The sequence below is a fragment of the Microcoleus asticus IPMA8 genome, from assembly GCF_013179805.1.
GTDB lineage: Bacteria > Cyanobacteriota > Cyanobacteriia > Cyanobacteriales > Microcoleaceae > Microcoleus > Microcoleus asticus.
In genome coordinates, this window is the sequence record NZ_SRRZ01000084.1 from 1 (window position 1) to 13,174 (window position 13,174).

The 13,174-nt window shown below is 45.0% G+C and carries 10 protein-coding genes and 1 pseudogene; 7 read left to right on the plus strand and 4 right to left on the minus strand.

The window, feature by feature from the left end:
- The first annotated feature begins 521 nt into the window (after positions 1-521).
- On the plus strand, positions 522-1,643 hold the full coding sequence (gene cax, locus E5S67_RS20865) for a calcium/proton exchanger (RefSeq protein ID WP_172190311.1): 1,122 nt from the start codon (positions 522-524) through the stop codon (positions 1,641-1,643).
- 1,121 nt (positions 1,644-2,764) lie between these two features.
- Positions 2,765-4,834 (plus strand): protein kinase domain-containing protein, encoded by a 2,070-nt coding sequence (locus tag E5S67_RS20870; RefSeq protein WP_172190312.1) that lies wholly within the window; start codon positions 2,765-2,767, stop codon positions 4,832-4,834.
- A gap of 354 nt (positions 4,835-5,188) precedes the next feature.
- Here the strand turns inward: E5S67_RS20870 and E5S67_RS20875 are convergent, their stop codons facing one another.
- Positions 5,189-5,827 (minus strand): transaldolase family protein, encoded by a 639-nt coding sequence (locus tag E5S67_RS20875; protein ID WP_172190313.1) that lies wholly within the window; start codon positions 5,825-5,827, stop codon positions 5,189-5,191.
- Positions 5,828-6,288: 461 nt separating this feature from the next.
- Here E5S67_RS20875 and E5S67_RS20880 point away from each other — a divergent pair, with 461 nt between their 5' ends.
- Entirely contained in the window at positions 6,289-6,516 is a 228-nt protein-coding gene (locus E5S67_RS20880; protein WP_172190314.1) for a hypothetical protein, read from the plus strand.
- Positions 6,517-6,692: 176 nt separating this feature from the next.
- Here the strand turns inward: E5S67_RS20880 and E5S67_RS20885 are convergent, their stop codons facing one another.
- Positions 6,693-7,361, minus strand: coding sequence for a SanA/YdcF family protein (locus E5S67_RS20885; RefSeq protein ID WP_172190315.1), 669 nt, complete (start codon positions 7,359-7,361; stop codon positions 6,693-6,695).
- 94 nt (positions 7,362-7,455) lie between these two features.
- Here E5S67_RS20885 and E5S67_RS20890 point away from each other — a divergent pair, with 94 nt between their 5' ends.
- The 3 genes from E5S67_RS20890 to E5S67_RS20900 all read left to right on the plus strand — a co-directional run bounded on the left by E5S67_RS20890 (position 7,456) and on the right by E5S67_RS20900 (position 10,913).
- Positions 7,456-8,127, plus strand: coding sequence for an aminotransferase class IV (locus E5S67_RS20890; protein WP_172190316.1), 672 nt, complete (start codon positions 7,456-7,458; stop codon positions 8,125-8,127).
- Positions 8,128-8,231: 104 nt separating this feature from the next.
- Positions 8,232-9,683 carry an anthranilate synthase component I gene (locus E5S67_RS20895; protein WP_172190317.1) on the plus strand — a complete coding sequence of 484 codons (1,452 nt, stop codon included), beginning with the start codon at positions 8,232-8,234 and terminating at the stop codon, positions 9,681-9,683.
- A 153-nt stretch (positions 9,684-9,836) separates the two neighbouring features.
- Positions 9,837-10,913, plus strand: a complete 1,077-nt coding sequence (locus E5S67_RS20900) for a leucine-rich repeat domain-containing protein (RefSeq protein ID WP_172190318.1) — start codon at positions 9,837-9,839, stop codon at positions 10,911-10,913.
- Positions 10,914-10,936: 23 nt separating this feature from the next.
- Here E5S67_RS20900 and E5S67_RS20905 read toward each other — a convergent pair.
- Positions 10,937-11,674: pseudogene (locus E5S67_RS20905) on the minus strand (IS1 family transposase).
- Between the two features lie 171 nt (positions 11,675-11,845).
- On the opposite strand from E5S67_RS20905, the gene E5S67_RS20910 reads away from it, so the two are divergent.
- On the plus strand, positions 11,846-11,995 hold the full coding sequence (locus tag E5S67_RS20910) for a hypothetical protein (RefSeq protein ID WP_172190319.1): 150 nt from the start codon (positions 11,846-11,848) through the stop codon (positions 11,993-11,995).
- On the opposite strand, the gene E5S67_RS20915 is transcribed toward E5S67_RS20910, so the two are convergent.
- On the minus strand, positions 11,989-13,149 hold the full coding sequence (locus E5S67_RS20915; RefSeq protein WP_172190320.1) for a quinone-dependent dihydroorotate dehydrogenase: 1,161 nt from the start codon (positions 13,147-13,149) through the stop codon (positions 11,989-11,991). The genes E5S67_RS20910 and E5S67_RS20915 overlap by 7 nt on opposite strands.
- Positions 13,150-13,174 lie beyond the last annotated feature (25 nt).

The following is a 13,174-nucleotide window of genomic DNA, read 5'->3' on the forward strand; positions in this document are numbered from 1 at the left end:
CCCACTGATTAAAAAATTATTTATGCTGGTAACTCATTGTCAAGTTTTTGATTTTCCCAAGTTATATATGTATAACTTTTTTGTTGAAAAACTGAATTAATACCAACTTAATCATGATTAGTGAAGCCCGATTAATTTGCAACTGATTTAGGATTGCTATATATTTTGGCAAGTAAATCAATCTAATTAAACGTAGAATTATCTCGCTGTTATCTCACCGAATTCTTTAAAAATTCGGAAATTTGGGTTTTGTGTTTTGCATGAGGAATATAGAGGCAAAAAACAGCATTTGCTAAATCTTTCAGTTATCCGATGTTTCTCGATCTGACGAATAATGTGTGACATACTTCGTGAAGTATAGGTATAGCAGGCTGCTTCAAAGCTCGATCGCTCGTTAGCGAAGCCCTCGAAGAGGATCGCCCACCCCCAACTTTAAGCGAACACCCAACTCCCGAACCCTCCCCGTTTATTAAACTTTGTGGCAGGCTATGATTGACGGTTGGCAGCTTTTGAGAATCTAAATGCTAAACACAAATACAATAATTTCCAGCCTGCTGTTATTTATCCCGGTTTCCATCGCCGGACACTTTCTCGGCTGGGAACCCTCCACAATCTTCGTCACCTCGGCTTTAGCCATCATCCCCCTAGCCGCGTGGATGGGGACGGCCACCGAAGAAATCGCCGTCGTCCTCGGTGCCAATTTGGGGGGTTTGCTGAACGCTACCTTCGGAAATGCTACGGAACTGATTATTGGCATCGTCGCACTCAACGCCGGACTAATAGATGTTGTCAAGGCCAGCATCACCGGTTCAATTATGAGCAACCTGCTGCTGGTGATGGGATTGGCGATGCTGCTGGGCGGCTTGCGCTACAAAGAACAAGATTTTCAGCCGACAGTCGCCCGGTTGAATGCTTCAGCGATGAACTTAGCCGTGATTGCCATTTTGGTGCCGACGGCAGTTAATGCCACCTCTATTGGCATCCCTCCGGCAACTATGCAGAACCTCTCTAGCGCTGTTGCTGTAGTGCTGATCGTCGTCTACGTGCTGACGCTGCTGTTTTCGATGAAAACCCACAGTTATCTGTACGATGCAGGGGTGGCAGAAATAGAAATGCTTGAAGAATTAGCCGAAAGTAACTTAGCACCAGACAGTCCAGACCACAAAGTCAATCTGCCGCTGTGGATTGGGGTGCTGTTAGCCTGTACCCTGATGGTAGCTGTCGAGTCGGAACTGTTGGTGGGTACTCTGGAAGAAGCGACGGCGCGTTTGGGCCTGACATCACTGTTTACCGGGGTGATTTTAGTGCCGATTATTGGCAATGCGGCCGAACACACGACGGCGGTGACGGTGGCGATGAAAAATAAAATGGATTTGTCGGTTTCTGTGGCAGTGGGTTCGAGTTTGCAAATTGCTTTGTTTGTTGCCCCGGTGTTGGTTTTGGCAGGTTTTGTGTTGGACAAACCGATGGACTTGAATTTCAACCCGTTTGAACTTGTAGCGGTTGCGGTGTCGGTGCTGATCGCTAATTCTATCAGTTCAGACGGCAACTCTAACTGGCTCGAAGGTACTTTGCTGTTGGCAGCTTATACGGTTTTGGCGCTGGCGTTCTACTTCCATCCAGTAATTGAGGGACTTGTTTAACAGGCTTTCTTATGGGGAACGAAGAGGGAAGAGGAAAGAAGGCATTCGGCAGAAGGCGGGTTTTCCCACTCTCCCACTCCCCTACTCTCCCACTCCCCCACTCTCACTTCTTTTTTCGAGAGTGGTTGTTGGGATCGTACAATTAAAATGTGGCTGCTCTGAGTTATTAGTTCTGGTCTTTTTGTAAATTATCTGCTGTCATCAGGGATGTTTGACATCGATCGGCTGTGACAAACAACAAAACCTTTGGCCTCAACCCGATCGTGAGATTGCAGTGCCACAGGTTAGACAAAAACACGGGATGCTGAAGTCAAGCGAGACTAAAGCCTCGCTTGACTTCAGGGACGCTGCAAGATTTCAATCAAGAATGCTCATGAGTCTTGTACTAGGTGTGCTACGATCGTCATAAGTTTAAAATTGAGTATAACTAGACAACGTAAAAACTTAACTAGGTTGTTGAGTACGTAGTCACACAAACACGGTGTTGCCGTCTAGGAAAACTCGTATTTGAACAAAAACCGAACTAGATAAAGAGGACTACTCAAATACGGTATGCCCTACCGAAATTAACGCTCTTAGAAAAGACACCTCTACTTTGCCTGGAGTAATCCAGTCGCAAGCAAGTGACGCAAGCTGAACCAAAAATCTCAGTCACCAAGAGTGCGCAGAGGTTAATCTAATCGCTTAATACTTTATTAAACTTGCTCATAGCGAATTATGGCCAGCATATTGACAGAAACGCAGTTATGTGCAACATTCTCATAATGCCTAAAATCTGCAGCAAAAATTTTCTGGGAGAGTAAACGAGGTCGATTTAAAACTGACCAGCCTATAAAAAGGTCGAACGGGATACCACGATTCGTTAAATTGGTTGAAAATAATGGTTAAACAATGGCTAAAAGCTTCCACAATAAATAGTTGTACTCATTTGAAAAATAGGGTGCTGCTCCACCCGAATTTACGCCTGTGGACAAGTAAGAGCCGACTCCCTTGGCAGAAGCAGGAATCAGACCCTCTAGAAAATACTTCTAGTTGAATGGTGAAGCAAAAATTAAGCTTAGCCAAGTTTTGTATAGCAGTGTCAAAGTAAAACTTGATAGAGCAACCTCAATCAGGGTTATGTGGCTTCTGTGAGTTATTGCCTCAATCCCAAATGCCCGAATCCCTCCGATCCAGCCAACTCTGGCAAATCCGCGTGTATCCACTGCGGGTCAGAACTTTTGTTGCAAGGTCGATATCGGCTAGTCGCACCTCTCGGAGGCGGCGGCTTTGGCAGAACATTTGAAGTGGACGACAACGGCGCTCGAAAAGTGCTCAAAGTCTTACTCAAAGAACATCCCAAAGCTGTAGAACTTTTTAAGCAAGAAGCCGACGTATTGGTCAGGCTAAGACATCCAGGTATTCCCAAAGTCGATCGCGACGGTTATTTTATATTTACGCCAGCTCACAGCACAGAGTCTTTTCACTGTCTGGTGATGGAGAAAATTGCTGGGGCCAATTTGCAAGACTGGCTGAAACATCGGGGCCGCCCGATCAGTCAAGAACAAGCTGTGAACTGGCTCAAACAACTGTCGGAAATTTTAGACCAAGTTCACCGCCTCAACTATTTCCATCGGGATATCAAGCCGCACAATATTATGTGCAAGCCGAACGGGCAGTTAGTGCTGATTGACTTCGGGACTGCTCGGGAAGTGTCGGCGACTTATTTCGCTAAGGTGGGCCAGGGGCAAAATGTGACTGGTATTGTTTCCCCAGGCTACACGCCGCCGGAACAAACTAATGGCAAGGCTGTTCCGCAGTCGGATTTTTTTGCTCTGGGTCGCACTTTTGTTTATTTGCTGACTGGCAAGCCGCCGACTGCGTTTCCAGAAAACCCGCGCACGGGCAGATTAATGTGGCGCAAAGGAGCTCCTCAGGTTTCCGACCCCGTGGCTAATGTGATCGATTACCTGATGGCGCCTTTTCCGGGAAATCGACCTCAAAGTCCGCAGATGGTTTTGCAGTGCTTGGAGGAAATTAAACTCGACGGTGCGGAAAGTCAGTTGCCGACTCAGTTGCCGGCGACGGGGCAAACTAAACTTCGCGCAACTTCCGGGGCGTCTGGGGCGACGAAGCAGAATTCCATGAACCGCCTCAGACCTCTGAATTCGGTCTTGAAGAAGCCCGCCGAAAAGGTTTTTGATTGGAAAAATAAGTTGCTGGCCGGCACGGCTGTTTTGATGCTGGGTATTGGTGCGTCTCAAATTTACGGTTCGCTGCGTTACGGGGTGTTTCCGGCCAACCCGGTGTGGCTGCTTTCTAGTTTGCCTAGCAGTCAGTTTTTGCAAAGAAGTTTGGATAATGTCGGCAGTGTAAATGCGATCGCCCTGTCGCCTGACGGTCAAACTTTGGTCAGCGCAAGCTTTGGGACGATTAGAATTTGGAATGTGAGGACGGGACGCCTGGTGCGGACTCTCAATTCGGTGCATTCTAAAAAATCGGTCAATACGCTGGCGGTGAGCCCGAACAGCTCGATTTTGGCCAGCGGCGGTGGCGACAATAATCTGATTCTCTGGGATTTGAAGACGGGGCGGCGGATGCGGACGATTCCCGCTCACAAAGCCGTCGTTAACGCGATCGCTTTTAGCGGGGACGGTAAAACTCTCGCTAGCGGCAGCGATGACAAAACTATTCGCTTGTGGAATGTCAGCACCGGCAGCAGGTTGCGGACTTTGAGCGGCCATGCCGGAGGAGTAAACGCGATCGCTTTGAGCCGGGACGGTAAAACTCTCGCTAGCGGCAGCGATGATAAGACTCTGCGTTTGTGGAATCTCGGCACCGGAGAAGTTAGAAGAATTATCACAGGTCACGGGGGCCCGGTTAATGCTGTGGCTTTTAGCCCGAACGGGCAAAGTGTGGCTAGTGCTAGCACCGACAATACGATCCGTTTGTCGAACGTGCAAGACGGGAAGCGCACCCGCACTTTTAAAGGGCATTCGAGCTTGGTGAGGACGATCGCCTTTAGCCCGGACAGTCGCACTTTGATCGGCGGGGGCGGAGATATTATAGTTTGGGATTTGAAGACGGGAAAAGAAAGAAGCACTCTTTCTGGTCACAGTCAGTTTGTGAGTTCTGTTGCTATTGCCAGAGATAGCAAGACTTTTGTGAGTGGCAGTCCCGATCGCACTATTAAGATTTGGCGAATGCCATAGTCCTGCTATTTTTGATTTTTGATTTTTGATTAAAGAAGTGGTAATGGCTTATTGTGTATGGGTTTGAAGCACGGGCTTACACTGGCGTTCTTTTTTTTGACTGGTATCAATAGTCCTTAGTCAGCAGTCATCACTCATCAGTCCTATCAAATACCCTGACTCGGAATTATACCCTGCAATCTAGTAGCGTCCTGCTTGCGAGTTCTCATCAAGAGCGGGACGCCCGCAAGCTCGGTATCATTCGGATGTTACCCTATTTGATATAAGTTATTTAAAACCCATACCAATTACCCATTACCAATTCGCAATTTTCAATGTTCACATAACCAAGACGTTATGCAAATAAATTTGGTATTATCCCAAAATCCCCCGCCCTTTTTTGGCAAATTCATCAACAGTTTGCTGCGAAAGTTCGTGAACAGTCATTGCTTGCAAAACGTCCAAAGGCAATGTCAAATGATGGGCGCCAGCTAATAAAGTCTTGACCGCTTCTTCCGGCGATTTAATGCTAGCTGCCAAAATCTCCGTATTAGTTTGCTTCAAGACAGTTGCCATATCTTGGACTAAGGCAAAACCGTCTCCGAGGAGTCGGGTAGCGCGATTCACGTAGGCGATCGCATATTTGGCCCCCGCTTCTGCTGAGACAACTGCTTGTGATGCGCTGTAAATAGCTGTCACCGCGCAAGGAATTTCCGGTGACAAATGCGCTACTGCTTGGAAACCCGCAGCCGTTGCTGGAACTTTCAAAACTGTTTGCCGCCCGATCGACTCAAAAGCAGCTTTTCCTTCTGCTACCATGCCATCAAAATCAGATGCCATTAGCTGATAATACACTTCCCCAGGAATCAGTTGTGCCAGTTGTTTGAGAGTCACCTCAGGAGATAACTCGCTTTTTGCCAAAAGTGTCGGATTAGTAGTAATTCCCGCTATCCATCCGAACTTGCTCGCCCGTGCGGCTTCCGCTACAATTGCAGTATCAACATAAATTGCCATCGGCTCTACACCTTCAGTTTGTTAATAATTTCCAGACACTTGCTTTCAGATTGAGATAAATCAGAGCAAAATTAATTGTTAAGCTTTAACAATATCAGAATCTGGGAAATATTACTGTATCAGAAACTCGCAAATATTACTGTTAAGTAAATATAACAATGCCGTAATGTGCATCATCGGTAGTAGTGCGTGAGTTTTGAATTTAACAGGACTTAAGCTCAGAAATCCCGTTTATTACAAAAAATTGTGAAAGACGACCTACCTGTGAATAAATCGGCTTTCTGAGGAAAATTGGCTAAGTGCTATTTAAGATAGCTAACAACTGAAATCAAAACTTTTAAGTCAGTTGGTAACTGCGATTGTCTGGTAAGGAAAACTTGACTCCCCAAATCCCGGATACAAATAAATTACATTTGTATTAAGGGTTATGTATGCAATAACTCCAGGAGGTGACTCAGAAAATGACCAAAGAAAAAAATCAGCAGCCACAAGTTAGTCTTGAGACATCTTCTGAACAATCTCAGTTGGAAAAACCAGCAGAAACTGCTGAAGAATTATCGATAAATGTTAAGTCTGAAACTCTGTCTCAAGCGATTGAAAATAACGCCGAAGACCGTTTGAAGGCTCTAGGCCGCTTAATGATGGTGAGCCTAACTTGGTCGCTGGCGGGGCTTTCCAAACGCGAGTAAGTTATGGAACACTACCGCAACGATCGAGTTATGATTTGTGAGTTGTGTCGGGACTTTTGTTTAACTCAAAACTTACAACTCCCGGACTTACATGATGTCCGGTGAGTTGTAAGAAAACCCGTTTTTAGTGAAAACTTTAGTCTTTAAAGCAAGGAATAAAGTCTTCAACAGAGCACTCATAATTTTTCTTTAATTCCTTCAAACGGCCCCAAAAAAGTCGGTTCTGGGCGGGTAACGCGCACTTCCCAAAGCGCTTTGAGGACTGCCAGAAATTCGCGGAAACTGTACCGAATCATGCTATTTTGGGGGAATTTGCCCCAATCCGGAGTTCCTAAGCCGATCGCCTCTACGCCCAACTGGCGGCACGTATAAATAGCGCGGGCTAAGTGAAAGTTTTGGGTAACTAAAACAGCCTGCGTTATGCCAAAAATCTCTTTCGCCCGGTAGCAACTTTCATAGGTGCTAAATCCGGCATAATCGAGAATGATATTATTAATCGGTACGCCCTGTGCTTCGGCGTAGTCCTGCATTGCTTGGACTTCGTTGTAATCGGCGGTGCTATTGTCTCCTGTCATCAAAAGTTTGTCCGCCCGCCCCGCTTTGTACAAATCGACGGCTGCTTGCACTCGATCGGCTAACATTGGGCTTGGAGTGCCGTCTTCCCAAACTCCGGCACCGAAAACAATGGCAATTGGTTCGGCGGGAACCTTAGCTACATCGGTGCGCAGGTAGTTGCTTGTAACTAGCCTGACGTAGTAGTTTAGGGCTAGGGGTGTGAGCACTGAGGTTAATATTAATAGCCGGATGGCAAGGCGCCATTGAGATATAAAGGATTTAGGCAACATAAATTCAAGTTAACTTCCTATATAATTACACAAAAATGCACTTTCGCGGGTCTAAAAATTGTCAAGTTACCTAAGCTACATTATATTGACAAATATGATTCAACAACAGCCAAATTTTGAATTGCTGGAATCACTTTTATGGGAACCAAAAAACGGCTATTTTTTGCTAGACAGACATTTGGAAAGATTAGAGCGATCGGCTGATTATTTTAATTTCCCCCTATCGCTAACAGAAGCAAGTAAAGCTTTACAAGCATTAAGTATGACTTGCGGTTCAGTCAAACAAAAAATACGGTTAACAATATCTTGTAAGGGAAACATAACATTACAAGCTCAGACACTAGATAGCGGTATCTTACACATTGGTGCATCTGTGGGAATTGCCCGCAAACCGATCGATTCTCAAAGCCCATTTCTTTACCACAAGACAACTTACCGATTGCCTTATACAATGGCTTTGGAGTCGCAGCCCGAATATCAGGATGTCTTTCTGTGGAATCAAGATGGAGTTATCACCGAATCCACGATCGCCAATATCGCGATCGATACACCCGCAGGTCTAATCACACCTCCCGTCAAGTGCGGTTTATTACCGGGGACGTTTCGTTCTCAACTTTTAGAGGAGGGAAAAATCAGAGAAGAATTAATTACCTTAGATGATTTGCGCAGTACCCAAAATCTATTTCTCATTAACTCCGTTAGGGGTTGGATTCGCCTCAAAAAAAAGGCAAACCGAGATGTTTGGAAAGTTGTAAGTAATGGCTGAGATAACGCTTTCAATCGATTTTACTAGGGTGCGAACTGTGCACCTTACTACAGAATTGACTCGTTGCGTAAGTCTTGAAAGCGTTAACCATAGTGCAATCTATTATGAAACAAATAAAACCTTGGCATTGGCGAAAGCTTCCCCTAAATCAGCGCAGCGGATCGGAGATTTTTCAAATTTTATTTCTCGGTAAAACTGCCGACTGTGCAAGCTCAATATCGGATTTTCCCCCCCGCGATATGGCTGTACTACTAGAAAGTCCAGTTACATCTTCTACTAACTTGGCACGATATTCTATTTGTGCAGGTTCTCCCCGGATAATTGACGGTCAATCTCAGCTATGGACACCGCCAGTCGGTGAAATTTTACCTTTTTTGCGCGCTCTTTTGGAGTTTCAAAAGCAAAACTTAGCAGTAAATGTACCGCCGGAAATTCCTTTTACTGGGGGTTGGCTGGGATGGCTGGGTTATGATTTAGCATGGGAAATCGAACACCTGCCCCAACTCAATAGCGATCCGCTTCCTTTCCCGGTTAGCTGTTGGTACGAACCAGAATCTTTTGCGGTTTTAGACAGTCAAACGCAAATTCTCTGGTTGGCTGCGAGTCAACCTTCTCAACTCGATGTTATGCAGCATCAATTAGAGCAAACCGATCGAGAAATAATCGAGAATAATTTACCGGAAAATTATCAACAAAATTCCGCAACTCCTATTTTCCAATTATCTCAGAGTGAGTATAAAGAAATAGTGCGAAAAGCTCAGAAGTATATTCATGCGGGCGATATTTTTCAGGCTAATTTATCTTTGCGGTTTGAAGCCCGTACAGATTGCAGTAGTTGGTCAATTTACCGCGCTTTGCAACGGATCAATCCTTCGCCTTTTGCAAGTTATTGGCAAACTCCGTGGGGGGCAATAGTTAGTTGTTCGCCGGAAAGACTGGTTCAATTATTAGGAAAAAAAGTGGATACTAGACCGATCGCGGGAACGCGACCGCGAGGTTTAACCTGCATTCAAGATGAGCAGTTAGCACAAGAATTAATAGAGAATATCAAAGAAAGAGCCGAACATATTATGTTAGTTGACTTAGAGCGCAACGATATCGGAAGGGTGTGTGAATGGGGTTCGGTAAAAGTTAACGAATTTCTGACCGTTGAACGCTACAGTCACGTGATGCACCTCGTCAGTAATGTTATCGGTACATTAAGACGAGATTGCGACGCGATCGACTTAATTCGAGGGGTTTTTCCGGGCGGTACGATTACAGGTTGTCCGAAAGTGCGCTGTCTGGAAATCATCGAAGAATTGGAACCCGTGAAGCGCAACTTATTTTACGGTTCCTGCGGTTATTTGGACTGGCGCGGCAACCTGGATTTAAATATTTTGATTCGCACCCTTTTATATGCACCAAAAAGTGACGGTACGACCGGGGGAGTTGTTTGGGGACAAGTGGGTGCGGGGATTGTTGCTGATAGCGATCCGGAAAGGGAATGGCAGGAGTCGCTGCATAAAGCTCAAGCTCAACTTAATGCTTTGAAATTAGCGGAAATATTTGATTAGATGCGTGTTAGATAAATCGAATTGTTAAAATTATCCGGCACCAACAGCTCATCCGCTAGATAGGGAAATAACGCTATACTGATTCCTGCCGTTTTTTCCAACAGACTAAAATTATGGTCACACTAAAATGAATTCGACTGAGAGATAAAGGATATGACGCGAGAGGAAGCAGTACGACGTATTGAGCGGGCCGCCGAGGAAAAATTGATAGAACTGGATTTGTCGGAGTTGGAGCTAGAAGAAGTTCCACCGGAAATTGCTAAGTGTACGCAGCTTGAGACTTTGCTGTTGACGGGTTATAGTTCCTATGGAAAAAAAACAAGAAGATGGTTGGGGAATAAGATAACTAAGTTTCCTGATGGAGTTCTTGGATTAACCAACTTAAAAATACTTAACCTTAGTTACAATCGGATTACCTCCATTCCAGAAGCGATCAGGCAACTGTCCAATCTTGAATGGCTTGATCTCAGTGTAAATCAGATTAGCGAAATCCCAGAAGGCCTTGGGCGGCTGTCCAATCTAACAGGGCTTAAGCTCGGTAACAATCAAATTACTTCCATCCCAGAAGCGCTCGGGCAACTGTTCAATCTGAAAGAGCTTTACTTCTGTGTAAATCAGATTACCTCCATCCCAAAGAATCTCCGGCAACTGTCCAATCTGGTAGAGCTTGACTTCAGAGAGAATCAGATTACCTCCATCCCAGAAGCGATTGGGCAACTGCCCAATCTGAAACGGCTTGACCTCAGTGAAAATCAGATTACTTCCATCCCAGAGGATCTCCAGCAACTGTCCAATCTGAAACGGCTTGACCTCAGTGAAAATCAGATTACCTCTATCCCAGAAACGCTCGGACAACTGTCGCATCTGGAATGGCTTTACCTCAGCGGAAATCAGATTACCTCCATCCCAGAGGATCTGGGGCAACTGTCCAAGCTGACACACCTTAATCTCAGTGAGAATCAGATTACCTCCATCCCAGAAACGCTCGGACAACTGTCCAATCTGGAATGGCTTCACCTAGATAACAATCGGATTACCTCCATCCCAGAGGTACTTGGGCAACTGTCCAATCTGACAGGGCTTAACCTTGATAACAATCAGATTACAGCCATTCCAGAAAGTCTTGGACAACTGTCCAATCTGACAGTGCTTGGTCTTAGTGACACTGAAATTACAGCCATTCCAGAAGCGCTCAGACAATTGCCGAAGCTGGAAATATATGTAGGCTGAGAGAGCTGTAACAGTTTTCAGTTCTAAAATGGTAGCCATGCACAGTAATGATGTCGTTTTCTTATGCAAGAATTATAGTGATGTACAAAGTTAAAAATTGCCCCAATATGGTTTTGCAATTTTTTTTAGAAAGATAAGGTTTTACGAACCAAATGATAAATTCGCTGCCGTAAAGTATTATTAAGTATTTCAATATGGCTGGTTTTTTCCGATTCTTTACCTACAGGTCGATGTCTTTTAAAAGGTAGCACTTCTGAATAAGATTCCCAAAAATTCGTATAACAAACAGCACATTGTCTATAAACAGGAGGTAAAGATTGCCAGAGCTTGGACGCAGATTTTTTTGAGCGGTTTCCAATATAAAGTCCAACAATTTCACGGGTCTTTTGATCTAAAGCTATCCAGAGCCATTGCTTTTTTCGCTTGTTTTTGACAAATGACCACATTTCATCTAGCTCTAAAGTCAACTGACATGAAGGTTTTTTATCACCAAAATTTCTTGGGAAATTTCGGCATACTTTTTATTTACATAATTCTGAAGCCATCGAAGGGATACCCCCGTAGCTCTAGCAATTCCGGCTCAAGAAATTTTTTCTAAAATCAGCCGCTCAATTAAGGCTTTAGTCTAGGAGTTAAATCTGCTTATATTGAGAATTTTCAATAAACTGACGACTACAATTTTTACATTGAAAGCGCTGTTTTCCGTAATAAGTGTTTCCATTTTTAATAAAAAAATCGCTTTGACAATTCGGACATTCCATACTTTGACCTCGGAAACTTATGTTGATTTAATATTAAACCATTACTGTGCATCACTACCTACTTTTGATGTAATACTGATTAAAATCGCTCGATCAAAAAAAAATATTGTAGTATTAATGTTAGGAAAATGTTGGTATGGTATTGCCTGAGAGTTTTTTAGCGATCGCACTGTGAGTCAGATTCTGGGTGAACTCATGGATATTAGACGAGACTGCCAAAGCTGGTTAGCTGTTGGAGAAGCTCACTATCACGATCGCAAAGCAAAAGCACAAGCAATTAACAAAGCCCCTCAATGGCTGATTCCTACCAGAATTTATTGATTGTCGGAACCTACTGCCTCAGAAATAGAACTAAATCCGTGTTCTTCTAACTTTTGCAATAACCCTTGGAGAATCCGGCGCACCATCCAAGGCCCTTCGTAAACCCAACCGGTGTAGACTTGAATTAAACTCGCACCGGCGGCTATTTTTTCCCAAGCATCTTCGGCCGTGAAAATGCCGCCAACTCCAATTATGGGCAATTCGCCTTTTGTATATTGCCAGATAAATCGGATTACTTCTGTCGATCGCTCCCGCACTGGAAGCCCGCTAATTCCCCCGGCTTCTTCGGCGATTGGTTTGCCTGTTTCTCGCAATATTTGTGTTTTCAATCCGTCGCGGCGGATGGTGGTATTTGTGGCGATAATTCCTGCTAGTTGGTAGGTTTTTGCTAAGTCGAGGATTGATGCGATCGCCTCGGGTTCCAAATCCGGCGCAATCTTAACTAAAATTGGCTTGCTTCCGCGATTTTCTTGTTGCAAAATTTCCAAAATCGTGCTAAGTCCCGCAGCATCTTGGAGCGATCGCAACCCCGGCGTATTCGGAGATGAAACGTTGACTACAAAATAGTCGCCCCAATCTTTCAGCAGCTTAAAACTCTCCAAATAGTCCGCTGCTGCCTCCTCTAACGGTGTTACCTTAGATTTACCGAGATTGATGCCCAAGGGGAACGGAGACTTAGGCATGGGGCGCGAGGCATCGAATGGGGACTGTTTCTGTGCAGCCTCAAACCGGGCTGCCATTGCCGCGGCTCCTTGATTGTTAAATCCCATGCGGTTGAGGGCTGCACTGTCGTCCGTCAAGCGGAACAAGCGAGGTTGGGGGTTTCCCGGCTGCGGTTGACAAGTGACAGTGCCAAGTTCGGCAAAACCAAAGCCAAAATTTGCCCAAATGTCAGCAGCTACGCCATTTTTATCAAATCCCGCAGCCAAGCCGACAGGATTTTTAAAGCTCAGTCCCCACAAAGATTGTTCGAGGCGAGAATCTTGGACTCCCAAAGATTTCTGCAATCGGGAGAGCATTTGGCTGGTGGCGGGGTTTGACTGGGTTCTAGCTGCGAGTTCGAGAACTTGGAGAGTGCGGTTGTGCAGCCACTCGGCATCTGTTTTCAATACGGAAAACAACAGCGGCCTTACACCTGATTGATAAATATCCAATGATTTGTACTGGGGGAATTTACAA